The organism is Microbacterium alcoholitolerans, from assembly GCF_050408615.1.
In the GTDB taxonomy this organism is placed as follows: domain Bacteria; phylum Actinomycetota; class Actinomycetes; order Actinomycetales; family Microbacteriaceae; genus Microbacterium.
The window spans coordinates 311,199-337,150 of record NZ_JBNTKD010000001.1; the positions used below are offsets into that span (position 1 = coordinate 311,199).

The 25,952-nt window shown below is 68.4% G+C and carries 21 protein-coding genes, 1 tRNA gene, 1 other RNA gene and 1 pseudogene; 12 read left to right on the forward strand and 12 right to left on the reverse strand.

Translation table 11 applies throughout. The features are described 5' to 3' along the window. Window positions 1-140 precede the first annotated feature (140 nt). Entirely contained in the window at window positions 141-1,640 is a 1,500-nt protein-coding gene (locus ACQUSX_RS01540; RefSeq protein WP_428929942.1) for an aminotransferase-like domain-containing protein, read from the reverse strand. Window positions 1,641-1,734: 94 nt separating this feature from the next. Here ACQUSX_RS01540 and yczE point away from each other — a divergent pair, with 94 nt between their 5' ends. Beyond that, entirely contained in the window at window positions 1,735-2,394 is a 660-nt protein-coding gene (gene yczE, locus ACQUSX_RS01545; RefSeq protein WP_428905218.1) for a membrane protein YczE, read from the forward strand. Window positions 2,395-2,403: 9 nt separating this feature from the next. Here the strand turns inward: yczE and ACQUSX_RS01550 are convergent, their stop codons facing one another. From ACQUSX_RS01550 to aceE, 6 genes are all read right to left on the reverse strand, one after another. Beyond that, window positions 2,404-3,639, reverse strand: a complete 1,236-nt coding sequence (locus ACQUSX_RS01550; RefSeq protein ID WP_428905219.1) for a beta-ketoacyl-[acyl-carrier-protein] synthase family protein — start codon at window positions 3,637-3,639, stop codon at window positions 2,404-2,406. Window positions 3,640-3,720: 81 nt separating this feature from the next. Beyond that, window positions 3,721-3,969: an acyl carrier protein gene (locus ACQUSX_RS01555; RefSeq protein WP_087130211.1), complete on the reverse strand. Its 249-nt coding sequence runs from the start codon at window positions 3,967-3,969 to the stop codon at window positions 3,721-3,723. 65 nt (window positions 3,970-4,034) lie between these two features. Continuing rightward, complete coding sequence (locus tag ACQUSX_RS01560) at window positions 4,035-5,033, reverse strand: beta-ketoacyl-ACP synthase III (RefSeq protein WP_428905220.1); 999 nt, start codon at window positions 5,031-5,033, stop codon at window positions 4,035-4,037. Continuing rightward, entirely contained in the window at window positions 5,030-5,950 is a 921-nt protein-coding gene (locus ACQUSX_RS01565) for an ACP S-malonyltransferase (RefSeq protein ID WP_428905221.1), read from the reverse strand. The genes ACQUSX_RS01560 and ACQUSX_RS01565 overlap by 4 nt, the downstream gene beginning before the upstream one ends. A gap of 129 nt (window positions 5,951-6,079) precedes the next feature. Beyond that, complete coding sequence (locus ACQUSX_RS01570; RefSeq protein ID WP_428905222.1) at window positions 6,080-7,270, reverse strand: PucR family transcriptional regulator; 1,191 nt, start codon at window positions 7,268-7,270, stop codon at window positions 6,080-6,082. Between the two features lie 28 nt (window positions 7,271-7,298). Further along, the gene (aceE, locus tag ACQUSX_RS01575; RefSeq protein WP_428905223.1) at window positions 7,299-10,025 is read right to left on the reverse strand and encodes a pyruvate dehydrogenase (acetyl-transferring), homodimeric type; all 2,727 of its coding nucleotides are present in this window, start codon (window positions 10,023-10,025) and stop codon (window positions 7,299-7,301) included. Window positions 10,026-10,178: 153 nt separating this feature from the next. Between aceE and ACQUSX_RS01580 the strand changes: the two genes are divergently transcribed. Next, a tRNA-Val gene (locus tag ACQUSX_RS01580) sits at window positions 10,179-10,251 on the forward strand. Between the two features lie 165 nt (window positions 10,252-10,416). Here the strand turns inward: ACQUSX_RS01580 and ACQUSX_RS01585 are convergent. After that, window positions 10,417-11,031, reverse strand: a complete 615-nt coding sequence (locus ACQUSX_RS01585) for a hypothetical protein (RefSeq protein ID WP_428905224.1) — start codon at window positions 11,029-11,031, stop codon at window positions 10,417-10,419. 21 nt (window positions 11,032-11,052) lie between these two features. Between ACQUSX_RS01585 and ACQUSX_RS01590 the strand changes: the two are divergent. Continuing rightward, window positions 11,053-11,127 (forward strand): annotated as a pseudogene (locus ACQUSX_RS01590) (recombinase family protein); the annotation flags it as partial. Window positions 11,128-11,692: 565 nt separating this feature from the next. On the opposite strand, the gene ACQUSX_RS01595 reads toward ACQUSX_RS01590, so the two are convergent. Beyond that, window positions 11,693-12,778, reverse strand: coding sequence for an AI-2E family transporter (locus ACQUSX_RS01595; protein WP_428905225.1), 1,086 nt, complete (start codon window positions 12,776-12,778; stop codon window positions 11,693-11,695). Window positions 12,779-12,811: 33 nt separating this feature from the next. On the opposite strand from ACQUSX_RS01595, the gene ACQUSX_RS01600 reads away from it, so the two are divergent. Continuing rightward, window positions 12,812-13,882, forward strand: coding sequence for a DUF998 domain-containing protein (locus ACQUSX_RS01600; protein ID WP_428905226.1), 1,071 nt, complete (start codon window positions 12,812-12,814; stop codon window positions 13,880-13,882). Between the two features lie 6 nt (window positions 13,883-13,888). Here the strand turns inward: ACQUSX_RS01600 and ACQUSX_RS01605 are convergent, their stop codons facing one another. Further along, window positions 13,889-14,728, reverse strand: coding sequence for an aldo/keto reductase (locus tag ACQUSX_RS01605; protein WP_428905227.1), 840 nt, complete (start codon window positions 14,726-14,728; stop codon window positions 13,889-13,891). A 78-nt stretch (window positions 14,729-14,806) separates the two neighbouring features. On the opposite strand from ACQUSX_RS01605, the gene ACQUSX_RS01610 reads away from it, so the two are divergent. From ACQUSX_RS01610 to rnpB, 4 genes are all read left to right on the forward strand, one after another. Beyond that, on the forward strand, window positions 14,807-15,214 hold the full coding sequence (locus tag ACQUSX_RS01610; RefSeq protein WP_428905228.1) for a YchJ family protein: 408 nt from the start codon (window positions 14,807-14,809) through the stop codon (window positions 15,212-15,214). Between the two features lie 9 nt (window positions 15,215-15,223). Beyond that, window positions 15,224-15,955: a zinc ribbon domain-containing protein gene (locus ACQUSX_RS01615; protein WP_428905229.1), complete on the forward strand. Its 732-nt coding sequence runs from the start codon at window positions 15,224-15,226 to the stop codon at window positions 15,953-15,955. Then, window positions 15,913-17,652, forward strand: a complete 1,740-nt coding sequence (locus ACQUSX_RS01620) for a bifunctional 3'-5' exonuclease/DNA polymerase (protein WP_428905230.1) — start codon at window positions 15,913-15,915, stop codon at window positions 17,650-17,652. Before ACQUSX_RS01615 ends, ACQUSX_RS01620 begins: the two co-directional genes overlap by 43 nt. A 14-nt stretch (window positions 17,653-17,666) precedes the next feature. Continuing rightward, window positions 17,667-18,033, forward strand: an RNA gene (gene rnpB, locus ACQUSX_RS01625) — RNase P RNA component class A. 88 nt (window positions 18,034-18,121) lie between these two features. On the opposite strand, the gene ppgK is transcribed toward rnpB, so the two are convergent. Continuing rightward, on the reverse strand, window positions 18,122-18,862 hold the full coding sequence (gene ppgK, locus ACQUSX_RS01630; RefSeq protein ID WP_428905231.1) for a polyphosphate--glucose phosphotransferase: 741 nt from the start codon (window positions 18,860-18,862) through the stop codon (window positions 18,122-18,124). A 68-nt stretch (window positions 18,863-18,930) separates the two neighbouring features. On the opposite strand from ppgK, the gene ACQUSX_RS01635 reads away from it, so the two are divergent. Genes ACQUSX_RS01635 through ACQUSX_RS01650 form a run of 4 tightly spaced genes read left to right on the forward strand, consistent with a single transcriptional unit; the run spans window position 18,931 to window position 24,436 of the window. Continuing rightward, the gene (locus ACQUSX_RS01635; RefSeq protein WP_428905232.1) at window positions 18,931-19,146 is read left to right on the forward strand and encodes an SPOR domain-containing protein; all 216 of its coding nucleotides are present in this window, start codon (window positions 18,931-18,933) and stop codon (window positions 19,144-19,146) included. 2 nt (window positions 19,147-19,148) lie between these two features. Continuing rightward, window positions 19,149-20,486 carry a glutamine synthetase family protein gene (locus ACQUSX_RS01640; protein WP_428907568.1) on the forward strand — a complete coding sequence of 446 codons (1,338 nt, stop codon included), beginning with the start codon at window positions 19,149-19,151 and terminating at the stop codon, window positions 20,484-20,486. A gap of 7 nt (window positions 20,487-20,493) precedes the next feature. Next, window positions 20,494-23,472, forward strand: coding sequence for a bifunctional [glutamine synthetase] adenylyltransferase/[glutamine synthetase]-adenylyl-L-tyrosine phosphorylase (locus ACQUSX_RS01645; protein ID WP_428905233.1), 2,979 nt, complete (start codon window positions 20,494-20,496; stop codon window positions 23,470-23,472). Between the two features lie 13 nt (window positions 23,473-23,485). Then, complete coding sequence (locus tag ACQUSX_RS01650; RefSeq protein ID WP_428905234.1) at window positions 23,486-24,436, forward strand: diacylglycerol/lipid kinase family protein; 951 nt, start codon at window positions 23,486-23,488, stop codon at window positions 24,434-24,436. Window positions 24,437-24,467: 31 nt separating this feature from the next. On the opposite strand, the gene glnA is transcribed toward ACQUSX_RS01650, so the two are convergent. Next, window positions 24,468-25,892 (reverse strand): type I glutamate--ammonia ligase, encoded by a 1,425-nt coding sequence (gene glnA, locus ACQUSX_RS01655; protein WP_428905235.1) that lies wholly within the window; start codon window positions 25,890-25,892, stop codon window positions 24,468-24,470. Window positions 25,893-25,952 lie beyond the last annotated feature (60 nt).

Sequence of the window (25,952 nt, forward strand, 5' to 3'; positions counted from 1 at the left end):
GCGCTGGTGGGGCGGATGAGACTTGCGGAGGAGGCGCGAGTAACGGAAGCCGGTGAGCCTCTCCCGGAGACCGAGAAAGCGAATCCTCCGCAGATGACTGACGGCCCCTGCGGGGAAGCAGGGGCCGTCGTCATGCCCGCTCAGATCACCGCGGTCTGCTGAAGCGCACGGTCGGGGACCGACGCGCCGGCTTGCAGGCTCTCCCATGCCGCCCGCAGCCTCGACATGGCTTCCGCGGTGCGCTCCGGGGTGAGGGTGATCGGAATGCGCAGACGGCGCTCCAGCACACCGCCGGTCGTGAATCGGGGCCCGGGCGGAACGATGAGGCCGTGCTCGCGTGCGGCCAGCGCGAGCCTGGTCGACACCGGGGCGCCCAGGTCCACCCAGGCGGAGAGCCCGCCGGGCGTGGCCGGCATCGTCAGGCCACCCATGCCGGCGAGTCCTTCCGAGACGGCATCCCGCCCGGCGAGGAGCCGAGCGCGCACATGCGAGGTCAGCGCAGGCATATCGGCGAGCAGCTCGACCGCGATGCACTGCTCGAGCAGAGCGGTGCCCAGCTCGAATGACGGGCGAACAGCCAGCAGCCGGCTGATCAGCTTTCGCTCGGCTCTGATCCAACCCAGTCTCATCCCGCCCCAGGCGATCTTGGACATCGATCCGAGCGTGATCACGTGCGGACCGAAGGCACCGAGCGGCGCGGGTGACCGACCGCGATCGATGTCGAGCTCGGCGGTGGTCTCATCGACGATCAGGTGCGTTCCCGCGTTGCGGGCGGTGGCGGTGATCCGATCGCGGACCTCTTCGGGCAGGGTGGCACCGGTGGGGTTGTGGAAGTCCGGGATCAGATATGCCACATGCGGGCGCGCCCGCAGCAGCACTTCCATGAGGTGGGCGGCGTCCCAGCCGTCGACGTCGACGGCTGGGACGCCGCCCACCTCCTGGAAGTGCTGCTGCGGGCGCGCCCGCAGCAGCACTTCCATGAGGTGGGCGGCGTCCCAGCCGTCGACGTCGACGGGGGTGGGCACGACCCGGTAGCCGTGCAGGTGAAGCGATTCCATCGCGTGAGGAAAGGTCGGCTGCTCCACCAGTGCTCGCTCGCCGCGCCGGCCGATGGCGGTGAGGATCAGATTCAGAGCGTTGAGGGCGCCGGAGGTGATGATGATCTCGTCGGCGGAGGTCGGCAGGCCCCGCTGGGCGAAGCGCTGTGCGACAGCATCCCTCAGCTCCGGCAGACCCTGCAGCGAGTAGCCGCTGGTCCCGCGCAGCGCGGCCAGGCGCGGCAGCGAGCGCACTGTCGCGTCGTACAGACCCGGGGTGGAGTCCATCGACGCGATCGACAGGTCGATCGCGGTGTCGTCCTCGGGAGCAGTGGGAGGGACGCGCGCGTTGGGCAGCGCGACGCGGGTGCCGCCGCCATGCAGCCGACTGACGTATCCGTCGGCTTCGAGCAGATCGTACGCTCGCGTGACGGTCGATCGGGAGCGCCGCAGCTCGAACGCCAGTGCGCGCTCGCTGGGCAGCCGCTCGCCGACCGTCATCCGTCCGTCGAGGATCACGGCGCGGATGTGATCGGACAGCTCGGCCGCGCTCGCTCCGACGATGTTCTGCGCACCGAGCTGTTCGACGAGTCGCGAGGCCATGTGTCCAGCATGCCGCACAGTGGACTGCATTCGTCAGACCACTTTCGAGGAGTGGCCTCCGATTCGCCGAGGGGGCCGCGGCCACGATGAATGCATGCGACTTCGATCGATCCTGCTTCCGATCTCCACGACGGGTCCGAGGGACTTCCTCGAGCGCCTCGCGCAGTTGATGCTCGGACTGTTCCTCTTCGGCGCAGGGATGGCGCTGATGGTGCGCGCCGGCATCGGCGTGGCGCCGTGGGACGTGCTCGCCGTCGGACTCGTGCAGACGACCGGACTCGGCTTCGGGCTGATCACCTCCCTCGTCGCCGGTGTCGTGCTGCTGCTCTGGATTCCGCTGCGCCAGCGGGTGGGCATCGGAACCGTGCTCAACGCTCTGCTGGTAGGACCCAGCGCCGAAGTCACCCTCGCGGTGGTCCCCGCAGCTCCTTCCGCATGGGTCGGTGTGCCGCTGTTCCTCGCCGGACTCGTGCTGCTGGCCTTCGCTAGCGGTCTCTACATCTCGGCCGGGTTCGGACCAGGGCCGCGAGACGGCCTGATGACCGGACTCGTCGCACGCACCGGCAAGCCGGTGTGGCTCGTGCGCACCGCCCTCGAGGGCGGCGTGCTCGTCAGCGGATTCCTGCTCGGCGGTCCAGTCGGACTCGGGACCGTCGTGTTCGCGTTCGGAGTCGGCCCGCTCATCGGCTGGTTTCTCGGCGCCTTCACGCGTCGACGGGCATCGCGGACGCCGGCCCGGATGCCCGTCCAGTGAGCGACTTGCTCAGGCGCTGCGGAACGCGATGACGGCGTTGTGCCCGCCGAAGCCGAACGAGTTGCTGATCGCAAGCAGGTCGCCGTCGCCGAGCGGCTGCGGCTCGCCGGAGAGCTTGAACGGCACGGCCGGGTCCGGCTCGGTCATGTTGATGGTCGGGGGAGCGATGCGGTCGCGCAGCGCGAGAACCGTGAAGACGGCTTCGAGCGCACCGGTGCCGCCGAGCAGGTGCCCGGTGGATGCCTTGGTCGCTGACACGGGGATGTCATCGATCCGGTCGCCGAACACGCGCTTGAGCGCCTCGTACTCGTTGGGGTCTCCCACCGGGGTCGAGGTCGCGTGCGCGTTGATGTGCGTGACCTCGTCGGCGCGCGCACCGGCCTGCGCGAGGGCGAGCTCCACCGCGCGGGCGGCGCCCGATCCCTCAGGGTCGTTGCCGGTGATGTGGTAGGAATCGGCGGTGACGCCACCGCCGGCCAGGTATGCGTAGATCTTGGCACCGCGCGCCTTGGCGTGTTCCTCGGTCTCGAGGACGAGCGCGGCGCCGCCCTCGCCCATGACGAAGCCGTCGCGGTCGATCGCACCGGGCCGTGATGCGCCCTCCGGGTCGTCGTTGCGGCGCGAGAGCGCCTGCGCGGAAGCGAAGGACGCCATAGTGATGGGGTGGATGGCGGATTCCGCACCACCGGCGATCACCACGTCCGCAAGGCCGTCCTGCAGGTGCTCGTAGGCGTTGGCGATGGACTCCGTGCTCGAGGCGCAGGCGCTCACGACGGTGCGCGCGAACGCCTTGGCTTTGAAGTGCAGCGACAGGTTTCCGGCGCCGGCGTTCGGCATCAGCATCGGCACAGTCAGCGGCATGACCCGTCGCGGGCCCTTCTCGCGCAGCGTGTCCCAGGCATCCAGCAGCGTCCAGACGCCGCCGATGCCGGTGGCCCAGTCGATGCCGAGCCGCTCCGGCGCCACTTCCGGAGCGCCGGCGTCCTCCCACGCCTCCCGCGCCGCGATGAGCGCGAACTGCGTGGAGGGGTCGAGCCGCTTCGCCTCGTGGCGCGGCAGCACCTCCTCGGGACGCACAATGGCCTCGGCTGCGAACTTCACGGGGATCTCGTACTTGTCGACCCACTCGTGCGGCAGTGTGCGCGCGCCCGGCATTCCGGCGAGCAGGTTCGCCCAGTTCTCGGGGGCCGTGCCGCCCAGAGCGGACGTGGCGCCGATACCGGTGACGACGATTCGCTTGGTCATTGATGGTCCTTCATGAGGAGGGGAGGGGCAGGGAAGGAGGATGCCACGCCCCGCGCTTCGCGGGGGTGGCATCCGCAGGGTTCACTCCTGGCCGGCGACGATGAAGTTGACGGCGTCGGCGACGGTCTTGAGGTTCTTGACCTCGTCGTCGGGGATGGTGACGCCGAACTTCTCCTCGGCGTTGACGACGATCGTCATCATCGAGATCGAGTCGATGTCGAGGTCGTCGGTGAACGACTTCTCCATCGCGACCTCGGATGCGTCGATGCCGGTCTCATCGGTGACCAGCTCAGCAAGGCCGGCGAGGACCTCGTCGTTGGTAAGAGCCATGGTGTTTCCTCTTTCTCGGATTGGTTTCGGAACCGCTGAACAGTCTAGGGAAAGTGCGCCCCCGATCAGGGGAGCACCACCACCTGCGCGCCGAAGACGAGCCCCGCGCCGAAGCCGATCTGCAGCGCCAGACCACCGCTGAGTTCGGGGTGCTCTTCGAGCAGGCGGTGGGTGGCGAGGGGGATCGAGGCGGCGGAGGTGTTCCCCGTCGTCTCGATGTCGCGGGCGATGACCGTGGTCTCGGGCAGCTTCAGCTGCTTGGCGAACTCCTCCACGATGCGCATGTTCGCCTGGTGAGGGATGAAGGCGGCCAGATCGGATGCCTCGATGCCGGCCGTCTCGAGCGCTTCGCGGGCGACCTTCGCCATGTCCCACACGGCCCAGCGGAACACGCGCGGACCCTCCTGGCGCAGCGTCGGCCACGGGGCGACGCCGTCGCGGAACTCGGTGAGCGTGTGGTTCATGCCGACGAGGTCGGACTTCGAGCCGTCCGAGCCCCACACGGTCGCGGAGATGCCGGGCGTCTCGCTCGGGCCGATCACGACGGCGCCGGCGCCGTCGCCGAGCAGGAAGGAGATGCTGCGATCAGTCGGGTCGACGACGTCAGACAGCTTCTCGGCGCCGATGACGACGGCGTAGCGCGCGGCACCGGCGCGGATGAGCGCGTCTGCCTGGGCGATCGCGTACGCGTATCCGGCGCAGGCGGCGTTCATGTCGTAGGCGGCTGCGGGGTTCGCGCCGATCCGGTCTGCGACGATGGCGGCCACGGAGGGGGTCTGCTTGGGGTTGCTGATCGTCGCTACGATGACCAGATCGATGTCGGCCGGGTCGATGCCCGAACGCTGCACGGCCTCCGCGGCGGCATCCGTCGACAGCTCGATCGCCGAGGTCTCCGGCAGTGCGCGGGCGCGGGTGACGATGCCGGTGCGCTGACGGATCCACTCGTCGCTCGAGTCGATGGGGCCGATGAGATCCTCGTTGGGGACGGCGTTCTCGCCCCGTGCGGCGCCCACCGAGTAGATGCGGGTGTACGCCGGGCCGGATGCCTGCTTGAGCGTGGTCACTGGGCTGCTCCGTTCAGCAGCTCCGCAGCTGCGTCGAGGTCTTCGGGCGTCTTCACGGCGACGGCCGGGATGCCGCGCATGCCGCGCTTGGCCAGACCGACGAGGGCGCCCGCAGGGGCGACCTCGATGAATCCGGTGATACCTGCGGCGAGGAACGACTCCATGCACAGGTCCCACCGGACCGGCGACGAGACCTGCGTGACGATGCGGTCAAGGGCATCCTGGCCGTCGGTGACGACCGCTCCGTCGCGGTTCGACCACAGCGTGTGTGTAGGCTCCTCGTACTCGACCTCGGCGACCGCTGCGCGCAGCGTCTCGACTGCCGGCGCCATGTACGAAGTGTGGAAGGCGCCGGCCACCTGCAGCGGCATCACGCGCACGCCGCGCGGCGCGCTCTCGGCGAGCCCGGCCAGGTTCTCGAGCGTTCCGGCGGCGACGATCTGCCCGGCGACGTTGTAGTTGGCCGGAGTGAGGTCGAGCTCTTCGAGCAGCGCGAGGACAGCATCCGCCTCACCGCCGAGCACGGCGCTCATCCCGGTGGGAGTCTGAGCGGCGGCATCCGCCATCGCCCGACCGCGGATGCCGACCAGCCGCATCGCGTCCTCAGAGCTGATCACACCGGCGCTGTTCAGCGCCGCGAGCTCGCCGACGGAGTGCCCGGCGACGCCGTCTGCGGTGCGCTGCGCGCGCTGGACGAGCTGCGTCATCGCAATCATGGAAGCCGCGACGATCAGCGGCTGTGCGATGCGCGTGTCGCGGATCGTGTCGGCGTCGGACGTCGTGCCGTGGGCGATGAGATCGACCTCCGCGGCATCCGAGTACGCCTCGAGCAGCTCCGGAACTCCCTCGAGTTCGAGCCAGGGGGCGAGGAATCCGGGGGTCTGTGAGCCCTGTCCAGGGCAGGCGGCGACGATCACCAGTCCAGTCTGCCAACGAATCGGGAGATGCGGTGGATGAACCATCACAAGAATCCGCAATCTGATTGTGCGTGGCGCACAGCCAGAGCGCGGATGCGCTGCCGGCCGGCTTTCAGCGCCTCATAGTGTTCAGCGCCGACGCGGCAGCTGACGGCGACGCGCGGGCTCGGCGGTGCCGATGGAGCCCAGGATCAGCGCGGTCTGCAGGATGAGCGCCTCACGCGGACCCGTGGCATCCCAGCCGATCACCTCGGTCACTCGCTTCAGGCGATAGCGCACGGTGTTCGGATGCACGAACAGCTCGCGTGCAGTCGCCTCCAGCGAGCGGCCGTTGTCGAGGTAGCTCCACAGGGTCGTCACCAGGTCCGGTGAGTGCGCCTGGAGCGGACGGTGGATTCGCTCGATCAGTGTCTGCTTGGCCAGGGTGTCACCGGCGAGCGCGCGCTCCGGCAGCAGATCGTCCGCCTCGACGGGACGGGGCGCGCCGCGCCAGGCGCGGGCGACCGCGAAGCCGGCGAGAGCGGCGCGGGCGCTCTGGCCGGCATCCACCAGCGCGGTGACCGGCGGGCCGAGCACGACATATCCCGGGCCGAAGGACGGCTCGAGATTCTTGGCGATCTCGCTGAACGGCAGCTCCTCCTCGGCGACCTCCTTGCCTGGCACCCTGGCCCGGCCGATGACGAGCACGAGCCTGGAGCCCTGCACGCCGATCAGCACATCGACGGAGAGGCGACGGGCGGTGCGTCGCACCAGGTCGACGTCGAACTGCGGAGGTGTGGTGCCGACGATCACGCATACCTCGCCGTGACCGTGCCAGCCCAGAGCCGCGATCCGGCTGGGCAGCTCCTCATCGGCTTCCCCGGTGAGGATGGAATCGACCACGAGCGCCTCGAGCCGGGCATCCCAGAGTCCGCGAGCCTCGGCGGCGCGCGCGTACACGTCGGCCGAGGCGAAGGCGACATCGCGCGAGTAGAGCAGGATGGCCTCGCGCAGGTCGTCGCCGCGGCCGGCGACGCGCTCCTCGGTGACCTCGACTGTGACGCGGATCAGCTGCAGCGTCTGCTGCAGGCTGACGCTTCGCAGCAGCTCACGGGGAGCCGCCGCGAAGATGTCGGCGGCGATCCAGGGCGTCGAGGTCGGATCCTCGTACCACTGGATGAAGGAGGTGATGCCGGCCTGGGCCACCAGCCCGACGGCGGAGCGTCGGGCCGGCGGCATGTCGGCGTACCAGGGCAGGGTGTCCTCGAGCCGCTTGATCGTCACCGTGGCGATGTCACCGGAGATGCGGCGCAGCCAGGTGAGCGTTGCGGCCTTGTCCATGGCCGGCTTCGAGGTACCGGTCACAGGCTCAGCTCTCGCCGCCCGCGTTTCCGCTGGAGCCCGCGTTGACGTCGAACAGGCGGTACTTCTCGATGGCCTGACCGACCAGCGCGCGATCGACCTTGCCCTCGTCGGCGAGCGCCTGCAGCGCGCGCACGACCATCGACGGTCCATCGATCTTGAAGTAGCGACGGGCCGCTGCCCGGGTGTCGGAGAATCCGAAGTCGTCGGCGCCGAGCGTGTAGTAGCGCTGCGGAACCCACGGGCGGATCTGATCCTGCACGGCGTGCATGAAGTCGCTGACCGCGATCACTGGGCCCTCGGCCTCCTGCAGCTTCTGCGTCAGGTAGGCCGTGCGGGGCTCCTCGGCGGGGTGCAGGAAGTTGTGCTCGTCGACGGCGAGGCCGTCGCGGCGCAGCTCGCCCCACGAGGTGACCGACCAGACATCGGCGGCGACGCCCCAGTCCTGCTTCAGCAGCTGCTGAGCCTCGAGAGCCCACGGCACGCCGACACCCGATGCGAGCAGCTGGGTGCGCGGACCGTCGCCCTCGCCGGTGGCGATGCGGTGGATGCCGCGGACGATGCCGTCGACATCGACGTCCTCCGGCTCGACCGGCTGGACGAGCGGCTCGTTGTAGACGGTCATGTAGTACATGACGTTCGGGTCCTCGTGCTCGCCGCCGTACATGCGCTCCAGGCCCGAGCGGACGATGTGGGCGATCTCGTAGCCGTACGCCGGGTCGTAGGACACCGTCGCCGGGTTCGTGGATGCCAGCAGCAGCGAGTGTCCGTCGGCATGCTGCAGGCCCTCACCGGCGAGCGTGGTGCGTCCGGCGGTGGCGCCGATGATGAACCCGCGAGCCATCTGGTCGCCGGCGGCCCACTGGGCGTCGCCCGTGCGCTGGAAGCCGAACATCGAGTAGAAGATGTAGATCGGGATCAGCGGCTCGCCGTGCGTGGCGTAGGAGGTGCCGGCGGCGGTGAAGGCCGCGACGGCCCCCGCCTCGTTGATGCCGACGTGCACGATCTGGCCCTGCGGGCTCTCCTTGTAGGCGAGCAGCAGCTCCCGGTCGACCGACGTGTAGTGCTGGCCGTTCGGGTTGTAGATCTTCGCCGTGGGGAAGTACGCGTCGAGACCGAAGGTGCGGGCCTCGTCCGGGATGATCGGCACGATGCGGTGACCGAAGTCCTTCGAGCGCAGCAGGTCCTTCAGCAATCGGACGAACGCCATGGTCGTGGCGATCTCCTGGGTGCCGGAGCCCTTCTTCGGCAGAGCGTACGCGGCATCGCCCGGAAGCGAGATCGGGACGTGGGTCGTCCGGCGCTCGGGCAGGAAGCCGCCGAGGCTCTTGCGACGCTCGAGCATGTACTGGACCGTCTCGTCCTGCGCACCGGGGTTGTAGTACGGCGGCAGGTACGGGTTCTCCTCGAGCTGCGCATCCGTGATCGGGATGTGCATGGTGTCGCGGAAGGTCTTCAGGTTCTCCAGCGTCATCTTCTTCATCTGGTGGGTCGCGTTGCGGCCCTCGAAGTGTGGACCGAGGCCGTAGCCCTTGACGGTCTTGGCGAGGATGACGGTGGGCTGGCCCTTGTGCTCGACGGCGGCCTTGTACGCGGCGTACACCTTGCGGTAGTCGTGACCACCGCGGCGCAGCTGCCAGATCTCTTCGTCGCTGAGATCCTTGACCAGTGCGGCCGCGCGCTCGTCCTTGCCGAAGAAGTGCTCGCGCACGTAGGCGCCGGATTCGGCCTTGTACGTCTGGTAGTCGCCGTCCGGGGTCGAGTTCATGATGTTCAGCAGCGCGCCCTCGCTGTCGCGGGCGAGCAGGTCGTCCCACTCGCGGCCCCAGACGACCTTGATGACGTTCCAGCCCGCGCCGCGGAAGAACGACTCGAGCTCCTGAACGATCTTGCCGTTGCCGCGGACCGGGCCGTCGAGGCGCTGCAGGTTGCAGTTGATGACGAACGTCAGGTTGTCGAGACCCTCGTTGGCAGCGACCTGAAGCTGGCCACGGCTCTCGATCTCGTCCATCTCGCCGTCGCCGAGGAAGGCCCACACGTGCGAGGCGGAGGTGTCCTTGATGCCGCGGTTCTCGAGGTACCGGTTCGACATGGCCTGGTAGATCGCGTTGATCGGGCCGAGCCCCATCGACACGGTCGGGAACTGCCAGTACTCCGGCATCAGGCGCGGGTGCGGGTAAGACGGCAGCGCGTGCGGGGCGCGCGACTTCTCCTGGCGGAAGCCGTCCATCTGCTCTTCGCTGAGGCGACCCTCGAGGAACGAGCGGGCATAGATGCCGGGCGAGGCGTGGCCCTGGATGAAGATCTGGTCGCCGCCGCCGGGGTTGTCGAGGCCGCGGAAGAAGTGGTTGAAGCCGACCTCGTACAGCGACGCGGAGGACGCGTAGGTCGAGATGTGACCGCCGACGCCGATCCCGGGGCGCTGTGCACGGTGCACCGTGACCGCGGCGTTCCAGCGGATCCAGCTGCGGTAGCGGCGCTCGACCTCCTCGTCGCCCGGGAAGGATGGCTCGTTCTCGGGAGCGATCGTGTTGATGTAATCGGTGGTCGGAACCATCGGCACACCGAGGTGCAGATCCTTCGAGCGCTTGAGCAAGCTGAGCATGATCTCACGGCCGCGGCCGTGGCCCTTTGCATCCACCAGCTCATCGAGCGACTGCTGCCACTCGCCGGTCTCCTCCGGGTCGCTGTCCAGGGGGGCCTGGGAGTACGGATCCTGATCGTGGACGGTCACGTGGAGCCTTTCGTCAAGCTGGCAGGTCTTGCCAAGGAAACGGGATGCGCCGCGGGGCGGCCTTGTCGGCTGTGCACAACGCGCGCTGTCTTCACCCTATATCCGTTCGAGGGTCCGGTGACGCAATCCCGGCCCGTTAGAATGGGGTTCTGAGGGCCTTTAGCTCAGCTGGTAGAGCGCCACGTTTACACCGTGGATGTCGTCGGTTCGATCCCGGCAGGGCCCACTGTGAAAGTAGAGGCATCACGCGGGTCGGATTGGTAACAACAATCAGCGTGCGAGCAACTCGGCTTCGATGGATTCGCGTTCGTCGGTCATACCTGAACACCTTTCGCGCTTACCGCGCGATCGCGAGACATCTCGAGGTTCGTCGGTGGCCTCGGAATCTCGCTCAGTGCGGTGACGCTGTAACTTCCTTCATCGATTTCTTCGAAACCAAACCACGACCACGATGCCACCCGTCGAAGAACGCGGCCGCTTCAGTGCGGGCACTTTGAGCTTCGTCGAGAAGACGCTCCAGACTTTCTGCCTCGGCGTTGATCCTGTCAACTGTTGTGCGGAACTGTCCCTCTTCCGCGCTTCCAGATTTGTAAGACTGCCTGTCCAGTTTGTTCAAGCCGCTGTTTCCCGCCACCTTCGGCTGGAGGCTACGCGCCACACTCGCTGCCTCGCGTAGCGGGACGTTCACCGCTTTGGCGTAGGGCGCACCGTCCGAGATCTTCCAGAATACGGCCCTCTTCCACCACTCAGGACCGGCGAGCTTCCGCACGCATGCATCAAGGCCCTCTGAGAGTTCGGTCAGCGCTACGGCATCGGTCGCGGATATGAGATGGGCGCGATAACGAACTAAGCGAATCGGCTCCTCCATCCCGTTGAACGCGTCGGAGAGCGCTTCGTGCAATCTGCGTTGAAACGCTGCATGATCCCAGGCTTCGGCCTGGATTGGTTTCGCAGCTGTCCGCAGCGCGGATGCCAAAGGACGGGCAAGGTCAGTGAGGTCCACCATTGGACTTAGCGTAGTGGTGAGTACAGCCGCGCCGAGATCGCGAGCATGACCGGAATCTCGCAGGCGACCCTCTACCGCGTCATCTCGGCGCGCTGAGCACTACTCTCGGGATCGGATAGAGCTGCCTCGATCGCGAGGGGCAGGGCACCGTCAGTCCCGGGCGGTTGCGGGTCGTGGCCATTCCCACGCCAGGGCACCAGCTCACCCGCGTCTGAGACTTCGACGCGAAGCCGTTCGAATCCAACCTGGCCATCAACTGAGAAATGTCAACGATGAGATCGATGTGACTGGCGTCCGTTACCTGTGGACGGCTGAAGTGCTTGATGGAGTTGTAGGTGTCGGCACCCAGTCGAGCGAGCGCCAAGAGGCTGAACCGGAAGCGAGCTGGATCCGTTGGGAGGGCTTGAAGCGCTCGAAATAGGTATATGGCCGTCGTCGCGGTCCGGGCGTCTTCGGGCTCGATAGGTCGCCTGTTCACCCTCGACCGGATTGAGAAGATGGGATGCCTCCAGGATGACACCGCGGCAATCTCGGTAGGTCCCTGCAACGTACGTAACGCGTGAAATCAGGGGTTTCCGCCGATCGGCGACATACACACCGTGGGTGTCGCCGGTTCGATCCCGGCAGGGCCCACCTCTGAGCTCCTTCCTCCGGCGAAGTGTCAGACGTCGGCCGACGGCGCCTCGGGCGCGGCATCCCGATCGCCGGACAGCCACCGCACCCAGCGGGCGCCGGGGTCGCCCTCGAACAGCACCATGCGGGCGAACAGCGTGAGCGGGATCGACAGGATCGCGCCGAGCGGGCCGATGATGAACGTCCAGAACACGACGGAGAAGAACGTCAGGGTGAGGCTCAGACCGACCGCGTCGCTGACGAACTTCGGCTGGATCAGCACCTGCAGCGTCACGTTCACCACACAGTACACGGCCACGACGCCGAGCATGAGCGGCCATCCGCCGACGATGAACGCGAGGACGGCCGGGGGGACCAGGCCGATCACGAACCCGATGTTGGGGATGAAGTTGGTCACGAAGGCGAGCACCGCCCACACGACCGGTGCGGGCACGCCCATCCACCACAGCGCGAGGCCGTCGATGATCGCGACGACCGCACCGAAGGCCGCGTTCACGACGTAGTAGCGGCGGATGCCCGAGCTCAGACGCGAGATCCGCCCCATGGCCCCGCCCTCGGTCGCGCCGAACAGGCGCGGCGCCTGACGGTACCTGGCAGCATCGACGGCCATCATGATCACGTACGCGCAGACGAAGAACAGCGCCGTGGCGACCCCCAGGACGCTGCTCCACACCGCGCCGGCGACGCTCAGCAGCATGGCCGGATCGAGAAGGGCCGATGCCGCGTCCGACACGCCCTTGTCCAGGCCGGCCGACTGCAGCCAGGCGATGAGGTCCTCGACCGCGGCAGGCATGCCGGCGCCTGACACATCCTCCATGAGCGCGACGAACTGCGCACCGGCGATCCAGAGCAGCACGCCCATCACCACGAGGATGAGGTAGGCCACGACGATGACGATCGTCGATGCCGCCCACAGCGGCCATCCGCGCCGCTCCAGCGGTCGACGCACCGGCTCGCAGATGATCACGATCACCAGGGCGAGAGCGAGCGGAGTAAGAACGTCCTGGGCGAGGTGCACGCCGATCAGCGTCACGGTCGCCGCGGCAAGGGGGAGCAGCACGCGCAGCGCAGGGGAGTGGAGACGTTCCGGCTCTGCACCTGGCTTGGCGGTCATCCCGTCAGAGTAGCGTCATGCCAGACTGAGGGCATGTCGTCCAGCGTCGCACGGCCAGACCTCCTCAGCGCAGCCCGCTCGATCGAGAACGGGGGCACGCGCGAACGCGCGCGAGAGGCCATCGGGCTGCAGATCTCCATCTTCGCGTTCGTCCTCGCGGCGCTGGTCGCGCTGCCCGTGTTCGGATTCAGATCGGCCCCCATCTCGGGCGCCGGCTCGATCGGCCAGTACGCGGCCATCGCCGCGGCCGTCACGGCCCTCGTCGTGTTCATCCTCGGTCGAATCGTCGTCGCAGATCCGACGCGCTCGAAACCGCTGGGACTTCTCGACGTCATCGATGTGGTGGCCCTCGCCGTCGCTCATGCGGTGATCGCCCTGCTGGGATGGACTCTGACCGCCGTCATCCTCGAGGCCGGCCTGATCGGCGCCGTGGTGTTCCCGTTCCCCGTGCTCGTCCTCTCCGGTGCGGCCGCGGGCCTGACCGCGTACGTCGTGTACGCATCCGCGACCCGCCTCGACCTGCAGCTGCTCGCGGTCGTGCTCGCGACCTTCCTCGTCGTAGGCATCCTGGCATCCATGCTCACGGCGAGCGATCCGTCATGGTGGAAGGACAACCTGAGCGCGCTCGGAATGACCAATGACCTCTCGGCGCGCGCGTTCAACCTGACCCTGATCGTCGCGGGGGTCCTGGTCACGACGCTCGCACGCTATGCGACGGCGAAGATCCCCGCTCGGCGGCAGGGGGTCACTGCGGTGCGTGCGTGCCTGGTGATCGTCGGCATCTTCCTCGGCCTGGTCGGGGTGTTCCCGGTCGACCGCTTCTTCCTGCTGCACACCGGCGTCGCGTCCGGAATGGCCGTCGCGTTCGGCGTGCTGGTGATCGCGCTGCGATGGTGGCTGCCAGGACTCTCCCGCACCTTCCTGCTCCTGGGGTACCTCTTCGTCGCAGTGATCGTCCTGCTCGCCGTGCTCTTCGCCGTGGGGTACTACTCGCTCACGGCGGTCGAGCTCATCGCCGGCGTGCTGGTGTTCACCTGGATCATCCTCTTCATCCGCACGGCGGACGCCCTGACGCTGGATGCTGCGGCCGCCGACGATTCCTGATGCCGGTCACATCTCCTCGTGCGTCGCCGGGTCGCCGTCGAAGAGACGGCCGTCCGCGCGGCCGAGACCGGTGATCGCCTCGACCTCGTCCGACGCGAGCACGACCGAGGCCGCGTCGAGGTTCAGCTGCTGGTGCTCGATCGAGGATGCCTTCGGGATCGACACCGTGCCGCGAGCGACGTGCCAGGCGATCACCGTCTGAGCCGGCGTGATGCCGTGCCCGGCGGCGACCTCCACGATCACCGGCTCCTGCAGCAGCTCGCGCGCCCGTCCCAGCGGGCTCCAGGCGACGGTGAGGATGCCGCGCTCGGCGTGCAGGTCGAGCGCCTCCTGCTGGGGGAAGTAGGGGTGCACCTCGATCTGATTCGCGACCGGTCGCACGCCGCTGGCCGACTCGATCCGATCGAGATGCTCGGGCAGGAAGTTCGACACGCCGACGTGGCGGACCGTCCCGCGCTGCTGGGCGTCGACAAGCGCCTGCCAGGCTTCGCCGTACTGGCCGACGGAAGGATTCGGCCAGTGGATCAGATGCAGATCCGTGGCATCCACGCCGAGGCGGTGTCTGCTCTCCTCGATGCTGTCGCGCGCCTTCGCCGCCGCATGGTGGCGGCCCGGCAGCTTCGTCGCGACGATGATCTCGGAGCGATCGATCGCGGATGCCCGGATGCCGGCGCCCACCGCACCCTCGTTCTCGTAGTTGAACGCGGTGTCGACGAGGCGATACCCGAGGTCGAGTCCGGCCGCGACGGCGGCGGCTCCGGCGTCGCCGTTCAACCGGTACGTGCCGAGTCCGACGGCGGGGAGGCGGAAACCGTTGTGCGCGGCGAAGGATGGCATCTCAGACATGTCGACTCCTCATCTTGACGTCCGGACAGCCTACGCGGCGATGGTGCTCGCGCGATGGACGACTGGCAACATGGAGAAATGCCCGCCCCCTCACCGATCGCCGCCGATCAGCGCTGCCCCTGCACGAGCGGCGACGTCTTCGGCTCGTGCTGCGACCCCGTTCTGGCGTCCGGCCGCGCGCCGACGGCGCTGCGACTGATGCGGTCGCGGTTCACCGCGTTCGCCGTGGGGGATGCCGGGCATCTGCTGCGCACCTGGCATCCGTCCACACGTCCCGCCGAGCTCGATCTCGACGATGATGTGCGCTGGGTGCGGCTGGACATCCTCGATGTCGACGGCGGAGGGCCCTTCGATGCCACCGGCGTCGTCGAGTTCGAGGCGTTCCACCGGCTGGACGGGCAGCGATCCTCCCTGCGCGAGCGCAGCCGATTCGTCCGCGAGGATCGGGTCTGGCTGTACGTCGACGCGATATGGAACAACGGATAGATTTGAGACGTGAAAGCCAGCCCCGAGAACCAGCGCACCCTGCTCGACATCGCCGATCTTGACCGTCGCATCCAGCAGACCGAGCGCGCTCGCACGCAGCCGTCCCAGGGAGAGCGCATCAATGAGCTCGCGGGCATCCGTCAGCAGCAAGTCGGCGAGCTGACCGCCCTGACGGGAGTGCTCGATGACGCACGCAGCGAACTCGCCCGAGTGGAGTCGGACGTCGCCCTCGCCACGCAGCGCCGCGATCGCGACGCCGAGCGGCTGGCCGCCGCCACCGACCCCAAGCAGGCGCAGGCGCTCGAGAACGAGATCGCCAGTCTCGCCCGGCGCATCAGCATGCTGGAGGACACCGAGCTCGACATCATGGGCAATGTCGAAGAGGCTCAGGCGGCCGTCGACGCGCAGCGTGCGCTGATCGACCAGACCCAGGCCGAGGGCTCGCAGCTCACCGCGGCGGCCAAGGCCGACATCGCCGCCGCCACAACCGAGGGAGAGCACCTCACACGTGATCGTGCGGCTCTGGCGGAATCGGTCGCACCCGACCTGATCGCCGACTACGAGCGACGCGCGTCACGCGGCATCGCGGTCGGACTGCTGCGCGGCGGCGTGTGCGAAGGGTGCCGGATGATGCTCTCGGGCACCGACCTGAACGAGGTGCGCCGAGCGGCCTCGGACGACGTCGTCTCGTGCCCGGAATGCGGCGCGATCCTCGTGCGCACGGACGAATCGGGTCTGTGACGCCGCACGCCCTCGTCGCCCGCACGGGCGTCGGCGGCTGGCTGATCGCAGTGCACGACGACCCAGCAGCGGCAGTCGACCCGGAAGTGGTGAGCGACGACGACCTGGTCCGCCGGGTGCGCGCGCTGGAGGAGGCGCTCGCCCCGCGGTGGACGGTGCGGACGCTTCGCGCCTTCTATCCGCCGCTGCTCGCCGCGGGAGTGCGTCTGAGGCGCGCGCACGATCTCATGCTGTGCCACGCGATCCTCCGCGACACCGCCTCGCTCGATCCGGCCTTGGAGCCATCGGCGCTGTGGGTCCGCACCGAGCAGGTCGACGCGCCGGCGGCGCAGCCGGGACTCTTCGACATCGACGACACGGCGGCGTCGCACGGCGGCGACTTCGACGAGGTGAGGGCTCAGTGGCAGGCGCAGCTCGCCGCACTGGGGCGTGCGCCGGATGCCAGGCTCGCCCTGCTGTGCGCGGCGGAGTCGACCGGGGCGCTCATCGCTGAGGAGATGACCGCCGCGGGACTGCCCTGGAGTCGATCCGCGCACGAGGGCATCCTTCAGGAGCAGCTCGGACCCCGCCCGATGCGCGGAGCGCGACCGGCGCACATGACCGAGCTCGCCGCCCGGATCGCCGAGCACCTCGGTGATCCGAGCGTGAATCCCGACAGCCCTCCGCGTCTGCTGCGCGCCCTGCAGCGAGCGGGCGTCTTCGTCGAATCCACTTCGCGCTGGCTGCTCGCCGAGGTCGACCATCCTGTCGTGGGGCCGCTGCTGGAGTACAAGAGGCTCGCCCGCCTGTTCACCGCGAACGGCTGGTCGTGGCTCGACGAATGGGTGCGCGACGACCGCTTCCGCCCGGTCTACCTCACCGGCGGCGTCGTCACCGGCCGCTGGGCATCATCGGGTGGGGGAGCGCTGCAGATCCCGCGTCAGCTGCGGCGCGCGGTGCGGGCCGAACCGGGCTGGACTCTCGTCGGCGCAGACGTCGCGCAGCTCGAGCCGCGCGTGCTCGCGGCGATGTCCCGTGACACCGCGATGGCGGATGCCGCACGCGGCGCCGACCTGTACGAGGGCGTGGTGCGCTCAGGCGCTGTCTCCTCGCGCGAGGAGGCGAAGTACGCCGTGCTCGGTGCGATGTACGGCGCGACGACGGGCGAGAGCGGCCGGCTCGTCCCGCGACTGCGCGCGGTCTACCCCCAGGCGATGCGACTGGTCGATGACGCGGCGAAGGTCGGCGAGGACGGCGGCGTGGTCAGCACGCTGCTCGGCCGCACCTCACCCCGGCCCGATGCGGAGTGGCGCCTCGCGCAATCGCTGGCCAGCGGACCCGACGCCGGCGGCGTCGCCGAATCGCGCGCCCGCAGCAGGGCGCGCGATCGCGGGCGCTTCACGCGCAATTTCGTCGTGCAGGGCACCGCCGCCGAATGGGCCCTGCTGTGGCTCGCCGAGATCCGTCATCGCCTGATGGCCCTGCCACTGGCATCCGAGCCGGCATCCGCTTCCGGACCGGTGTTCCGCACCCGCGCGCACCTCGCGCTGTTCCTGCACGACGAGGTGATCGTGCACTGCCAGGCGGAGCAGGCCGACGACGTCGCAAGCGCCGTGCGGGCGGCGGCCGAGGCCGCCACCGACCGACTGTTCCCCGGCTTCCCGATCGACGTCCCACTTGACCTGCACATCAGCGAGGATGCGAGCAAGGGCGCGTAGACTGAGCGGGCGAGCGGGTCGGCCGGACGGTCGCGTGGCGGGAGACCGCACCGAGGAACGTCCGGGCTCCGCAGGGCAGGGCGGTGGGTAACACCCACCCGGAGAGATCCGCGAGACAGTGCCACAGAGAGAAGACCGCCGTCACCCCTCGGGGAGACGGTAAGGGTGAAAGGGTGGTGTAAGAGACCACCGGGGGACATGGTGACATGGCCCGCCAGGTAAACCTCGCCCGGAGCAAGACCAGACAGAGGACGTTGACGCGGCCCGCCGAGTCCTCGGGTAGGTTGCTGGAGCGCCACGGCAACGTGGCGCCGAGAGAGATGGCCGTCAAGGGAGCGAAGAACTCCTGAACAGAACCCGGCGTACAGGCCGGCCCGTTCGCCTCAGCACGCTGAAAGGCCCGGTCACCGGACCGGGCCTTTCGATAATGCTGCCGTGCGTGCTCTGCCGTGGGCGCTCCGCCGTGGGATCAGCCGGCGAGCGCTGCCGCGCCGATGATGCCGGAGGCGTTGCGGTGCACAGCCGCGACGATCGGCGTGCGCAGATCGAGCAGCGGCAGGAACTTCTCGGGGTGCTTCGAGACGCCGCCGCCGACGACGAACAGGTCAGGGCTGAACAGGAACTCCACGTGACGGTAGAACTCCTGCAGGCGCGCCGACCAGTCCTCCCACGACAGGCTCTCCCGCTCCATCGCGGAGTACGCCGTCCAGCGCTCGATGGACTCGCCGTTGCGGTCGAGGTGCCCGAGCTCGGTGTTCGGCACGAGCACGCCGTTGTACAGGAACGCCGAGCCGATGCCGGTGCCGAGGGTGGTCATGATGGTCAGACCTCTGGCATCGCGGGCGGCGCCGTGGCGCGCCTCGGCGACGCCGGCGGCATCCGCATCGTTGACGAAGGTGATGTCGCGGCCCAGGCCGTCCTCGAAGAACTTCTCCGCTTCGAAGTCGACCCACTCCTTCGAGATGTTGGCGGCGGACAGCGTCCTGCCGTGCTTCACGATCGCGGGAAACGCGACGCCGAGCGGCAGCGTCGACTCGGCCACTCCGAGTGTGGTGAGCACTTCGCGCACCGTGTTGACGACGTCCGCCGGGTGAGCGCCGTCGGGGGTGGGAACGCGCACTCGGTCCGAGTCCAGCGTGCCGGTCTCGAGGTTGACGATTCCCGCCTTGATGCCGGTGCCGCCGATGTCTACGCCGATTGCCTGTGCCATGGCCAATAGCCTAGCGATCACCTCGCCAGCGATTAGGATCGTGACGAGATCCCGACGAAGGAGCTGACATGTCCGACGGCGACGAGAAGCACTGGTACAACCTCAGAACGGGTGAGGTGGAGTTCGGCATGCAGTCGGCATCGGCTGATCGCGTCGGACCGTTCGACACGGCCGAGGAGGCCGCCAGAGCACCGCAGATCCTGCAGGAGCGCGCGAGGGCGTGGGCCGAGGAAGAGGCAGCCGAAGAGGGGTGGGACAAGTCCGGTCCCGCGACTGGGGCATGAGCGTGGACAAGCAGCGTGACTTCGTGCTGCGCACCATCGAGGAGCGCGGCGTCAAGTTCGTTCGACTGTGGTTCACGGACGTGATCGGCACACTGAAGTCGGTGGCGATCGCACCCGCCGAGGTCGAAGGCGCGTTCGCCGAGGGCATCGGCTTCGACGGCTCCGCCATCGAAGGCCTGACGCGCAGCTACGAGTCTGATCTGCTGGCGCAGCCGGATCCGTCGACGTTCCAGATCCTGCCGTGGCGGGGGGACGTCGATCCCACCGCGCGCATGTTCTGCGACCTGGCGACCCCGGATGGGCGTCCTGCGGTGTCGGACCCGCGCAACGTGCTGCGTCGCGCTCTCGCGAAGGCGGCCGATGCCGGGTTCACGTTCTACACGCACCCGGAGATCGAGTTCTATCTGCTGAAGTCATCGCAGTTCGGCCCTGAGGGACCCGTGCCGGTGGACAATGCCGGGTATTTCGACAACGTTCCGGGCGGCACCGCGCACGACTTCCGCCGCAGCGCCGTGCGGATGCTGGAGGATCTCGGCATCTCGGTGGAGTTCAGCCATCACGAGGGCGGACCGGGTCAGAACGAGATCGACCTCCGCTACGCCGACGCGCTGACCACGGCCGACAACATCATGACCTTCCGCACCGTGGTGAAGGAGGTCGCGATCGAGCAGGGCGTGTATGCGACGTTCATGCCGAAGCCGCTGAACAATCATCCCGGCAGCGGCATGCACACGCACGTGTCGCTGTTCGAGGGCGACGCGAACGCCTTCTACGAGGCAGGCGCCGAGTACCAGCTCTCCCTCACCGGAAGGCGCTTCATCGCCGGTCTGCTGCGGCACGCCAACGAGATCGCCGCAGTCACGAACCAGTTCGTCAACTCGTACAAGCGTCTGTGGGGTGGTGATGAGGCGCCCAGTTTCGTCACTTGGGGGCATGCGAACCGCTCCGCGCTCGTGCGAGTGCCGATGTACAAGCCGAACAAGGAGCAGTCGACGCGCGTCGAGTACCGCGGGCTGGACTCGGCGGCGAACCCGTATCTCGCCTACGCGCTGATGCTCGCCGCCGGGCTGAAGGGGATCGAGGAGGAGTACGAGCTGCCGCCCGAGGCGGAGGACAACGTGTGGTCGCTCAGCGACTCCGAGCGCCGCGCACTCGGGTACGCGCAGCTGCCCGCCAGTCTCGATCACGCGCTCGAGCTGATGCAGGACTCCGAGCTGGTGGCCGAGACGCTGGGCGAGCAGGTGTTCAATTACGTGCTGCTCAACAAGCGCAAGGAGTGGGAGGCATACCGGGGTCAGGTCACGCCGTTCGAGCTCCAGAGCAGCCTCGGACTGCTCTGAGTCCGCCATGGCGCGTCCTGATGCGTCCGTCTCGCTGTCGGCACTCGCACGCCTCGGCTTCGTCGAGCTCACGGCGGCTTCCGCCGAGCTGACCGAGCTGTCGGAGCTGACCGGCCTCGACCGGTTCGAGCTCGCCGACGGAATGGCGGCCGCCGACCCGGATGCCGCTGTGCACGGCCTGGTGGCCGTCGCGCGGCGAGACGCGGAACGCACCCGGAAGGTGCTCGCCGACCCGGAGGCCAGAATCGCGGCCTGGCGTCTGTTCGGCGTGTCCACGGGCCTCGCCGGCTTCTTCGAGCGGCACCCCGAGCACCTCACCTGCGATGCTGTGCTGCGCAGCACCCTGCCGGACGCCGACGAGCTCAGCCGGCGGATGCTGGCTGCCGTGGACGCACAGGACGGGTTCGCACGAGCGACGGATCCGACGACAGCGCTGCGCGTGGAGTACCGTCGGTGCCTCAGCGAGATGGCTGCGGCGGACCTGGCATCCGACGACCCGCTGCAGATCATCGGCGACGTCTCGGAGGCTCTCGCGGACGCTGCCGGGGCTGCGCTCGAAGCCGCTCTCGCCGTCGCGCGCACCGCTGTGGCTGACACCGGCAGGGCGGGGACCCGGGCTGACATCGCCGCGACGCGACTGGCGATCATCGGGATGGGCAAGGCCGGAGCCCACGAGCTGAACTACCTCAGCGACGTGGATGTCATCTTCGTCGGCGGCACGGCGGACGAGACGGTTCTGCCCGAGTCGCGCGCGGTCGACATCGCCACGCGCCTGGCGCAGGAGACCATGCGCACCCTGTCGGCCTACGGCAAGGAGCCGCCGCTGTGGGAGGTGGATGCCGCGCTGCGCCCCGAGGGCAAGCAGGGCGCACTCGTGCGCTCGCTGGTCTCGCATCTGGCCTATTACGACCGATGGGCGAAGAGCTGGGAGTTCCAGGCACTGCTGAAGGCGAGGGCCATCGCAGGAGACGCCGGGCTCGGCGCGGAGTACATCTCGGCTGTGCAGCCGAAGGTCTGGTCGAGCGCCGAGCACGAGGACTTCGTCGAGAGCGTGCAGAGCATGCGTCAGCGCGTCACCGACAACATCCCGCCGGAGGAGATGCCGTACCAGCTCAAGCTCGGCCCGGGCGGGCTGCGCGACATCGAGTTCACGGTGCAGCTGCTGCAGCTCGTGCACGGCCTCACGGACGAGACGCTGCGCACCCAGGGCACGCTGGAGTCGCTGGACGCGCTCGTCGACGGCGGGTACATCGGCCGCGCCGAGGCGGCGAAGTTCGGCGAGGAGTACCGCAAGCTCCGACTGCTCGAGCACCGACTGCAGCTGCGTGACCTCACCCGCACGCACCTGCTGCCCGATGATGACGTCGGCATGCGGCGGCTGGCCCGCGCGACCGGCCTCGCGGACAGCGCGTCCGGCCTGCAGAAGGTCTGGGAGGACCTGCGCCGTGAAGTGCGCGATCAGCACACCCGGCTGTTCTACCGCCCGCTGCTCGCGGCCGTCGCCTCGCTCCCCGCTGAAGAGCGCGCGATGTCGCCGCAGCAGGCCGGCTCCCGGCTCGCCGCGATCGGATTCCGCGACCCGGCCGGCGCGCTGCGCCACATCGCCGCACTGACCTCGGGCATCAGCCGCAAGGCCGCGATCCAGAAGCACCTCATGCCGGTGATGCTGCGGTGGTTCGCTGACGGCACCGACCCCGATTACGGGCTGGTCGCCTTCCGGCGGATCAGCGAGCGCCTGGGCGACACGCACTGGTTCCTGCGGATGCTGCGCGACTCATCCGGGGCGGCCGAGCGGCTGACGAGGGTGCTCTCGCGCTCGCGCTACGCAGGTGAGCTGATGGAGTGGATCCCCGAATCCGTCGCGTGGCTCGACAACGCGGCCGCACTGCGACCGAGGGGCTGGACGGCGCTCGATGAGGAGGCGCGGGCGATCCAGACCCGTCATGCGACAACCAAGGCCGCGCTGAAGTCGGTGCGGGCGCTGCGCCGTCGCGAGCTGCTGCGCACAGCCATCGGACTGGTGCTGGACCGCGTCGACATCCACGAATCGGCGCAGGCCCTCACCGCGATCAGCGAAGCCACGATCCAGGCGGCGCTGCGCGCCGTGCGCCGGGAGATCGTGCCGCCGGAGGACGACGACTTCGACTTCTGCATCATCGGCATGGGCCGCTTCGGCGGTGCCGAGCTCGGGCTCGGATCGGATGCCGACGTGCTGTTCGTCTACGACGCCAACGGCATCGACCCGCAGCGTGCGCAGCAGCACGCCGCGAAGATCGTCGCGGGGCTGCGCGAGCACCTCACCGACAGCAGGGTTCCGCTGGACCTGGACGCCGATCTGCGGCCGGAGGGACGCAACGGTCCGATCGTGCGCTCGATCGAGGCGTACACGCAGTACTACCGGCGCTGGTCGCTGTCGTGGGAGGCGCAGGCGCTGCTGCGCGCCAGAGGGGTGGCGGGCAGTGCGAAGCTGATCGCGAAGTTCACCGAGCTCGCCGACAGCATCCGGTATCCCGCGCAGGTCTCGCTGCAGGACGTCCGCGAGATCAAGCGGATCAAGGCCAGGGTCGAGGGGGAGCGATTGCCGCAGGGCGCCGACCCGCGCCGCCACCTCAAGCTCGGACCCGGCACGCTCAGCGACGTCGAATGGATGGTGCAGGTGCTGCAGCTGCAGCACGGCCATGTCATCCCGGCGCTGCGCACCACCTCAACCCTGGATGCCCTGGATGCCGCTGCGGAGGCGAATCTGCTGCCCGCGGCAGGTGCGGCGAAGCTGCGCGATGCGTGGATCCTCTCCAGCCGGCTGCGCACTGCCATGACGCTGCTGACCGGGCAGACCCGTGACGTGCTGCCCAGTGACATCCGAGAGCTCGACGGCGTCGGGCGCCTGCTCGGCTACCCCGACCGCTCGGCGACGACGCTGGAAGAGGACTTTCTGAGGGTCACTCGCCGATCCCGGCGGGTGTTCGAGAAGCAGTTCTACGGATGAGCGGGGGAGCCACATGTCGAAGCGCATCGGGATCGTATGGAATCCGACCAAGATCGGCGAGCAGGAGCTGACGGCTGCCGTCGACGCGTCCTTCGGCGACGAGGTCGAGGTGCACTGGTGGGAGACCACCGCTGATGATCCCGGACAGCAGATGTCGCGCGACGCGCTGGAGGCCGGGTGCGATGTGATCATCGCCGTCGGCGGCGATGGGACGGTCCGCACCGTCGGCGAGGTGATCGCGGCGGCCGCCGAGGCCGATGACTCGGTCGGCGGCGGGCCCGAGCTGGGCATCGTCCCGCAGGGGACCGGGAACCTGCTGGCGCGCAATCTCGGCATCCCGCTTGGCAGCATCCCCAAGGCGCTCGACGTCATCGCCGCCGGCGCGCACCGCGAGATCGACATGGGCTGGGTGCGCGCGGATGATGCCGAGACCGAGACAGGTTTCCTGGTCATGATCGGATTCGGCCTGGACGCGCAGATGCTCGCCGAGACGGACGACGACCTGAAGGACAAGGCGGGCTGGCTCGCCTACGTCGAGGCCATGGGGCGCGCTGTCAGCGCAGCCGAGGCGGTCGACGTGTTGCTGAGCGTCGATGGCGGACAGGAGCAGCAGCTGTCGGGGCACACCCTGCTGATCGGCAACTGCGGCGCGATCCAGGGCGGCGTCACCCTGCTGCCCGATGCCGTCCCCGACGACGGTCGTCTCGACCTGCTGCTCGTCAGCGCCGAGAACGCCGCGCAGTGGATGCAGACGCTGCGCACGGTCGTGTGGGACAACGGCATCCGACGCATCTTCGGCGCCAGCGAGACGGTCAGCACGGACGCTGCGCAGCATCTCTCCGCCGCTGAGGCGCGCGTGTCGCTCAGCGCTCCCGTCGCCTTCCAGATCGACGGCGAGGAGGCCGACGAGGTCACCCGCCTGGACATCCGCATCCAGCCTGCAGCGCTGCGCGTCCTCTGCTGAGCAGGGCACTCGCAGCGCCGCAGGCGTCGGGTCAGACCCCGTAGTAGAGCTCGAACTCGTACGGGTGCGGGCGCTGGGCCATCGGCAGGATCTCGTTGTCGTACTTGTAGTCGATCCAGGTGTCGATGAGCTCCTTGGTGAACACGCCGCCCTCGAGGAGGAAGTCGTGGTCGTCGCGCAGGGCGTTGAGCGAGTCCAGCAGCGAGTTCGGCACCTGCGGGATGTTCGCGGCCTCCTCCGGCGGAAGCTCGTACAGGTCCTTGTCGATCGGCTCCAACGGCTCGATGCGGTTCTTGATGCCGTCCAGGCCCGCCATCAACTGGGCCGCGAAGGCCAGGTACGGGTTGCTGGATGCGTCCGGCACGCGGAACTCGATGCGCTTCGCCTTCGGATTCGAGCCGGTCAGCGGGATGCGGATGGCCGCCGAGCGGTTGCCGGCCGAGTAGGCGAGGTTGACGGGCGCCTCGAAGTGCTTCACCAGGCGGTGGTAACTGTTCAGCGTGGGGTTCGTGAAGGCGAGCACAGCGTCGGCGTGCTTGAGCAGCCCGCCGATGTACCAGCGGGCGAGGTCGCTGAGCTGACCGTAGCCGGCCTCGTCGAAGAACAGCGGCTTGCCGTCGAGCCACAGCGACTGGTGCGTGTGCATGCCCGAGCCGTTGTCGCCGTACAGGGGCTTCGGCATGAACGTGACCGTCTTGCCCCACTCCTCGGCGGTGTTCTTGACGATGTACTTGAACTTCAGGATGTCGTCGGCCGCGCTCACCATGGTGTCGAAGCGGTAGTTGATCTCCTGCTGCCCGGCGGTGCCGACCTCGTGGTGCGAGCGCTCCAGGTGGAAGCCGGAATCGATCAGGCGCAGCGTCATGTCGTCGCGAAGATCCGCGGTCTTGTCGACCGGCGAGACGGGGAAGTAACCGCCCTTGAAGGGCGTCTTGTTGCCGAGGTTGCCGCCGTCCTCCTCGCGGCCGGTGTTCCAGGCCGCCTCTTCGGAGTCGACCTTGTAGAAGCTCTCACCGGCGGTGACCGAGTAGCGGACCTCGTCGAAGATGTAGAACTCCGCCTCGGGTGCGAAGTAGGCGGTGTCGGCGATGCCGGTGGAGGCGAGGTACTGCTCGGCCTTCTTGGCGACCTGACGCGGATCCTTCGAGTAGATCTCACCGGTGCGCGGGTTGTAGATGTCGAAGACCATCACGAGTGTCTTCGCCTCGCGGAACGGGTCGAGGTATGCGGTCGTCACGTCAGGGATGAGCTGCATGTCCGATTCGTGGATGCTGGCGAAGCCGCGGATCGAGGAGCCGTCGAAGAGCTGCCCGTCGCGGAAGAAGTCGTCGTCGACGGTCGACGCCGGAATGTTGAAGTGCTGCTGCACCCCCGGAAGGTCAGTGAAACGGATGTCGAGGAACTTGACGTCGTTCTTCTCGATGTAGCTGATGACCTCTGCGGGTTCTGTGAACATGTGCGACTCCTGATCGGGTATCGGTCCCTTGCAACCTTACGCAGATTATGCTGACGTCGT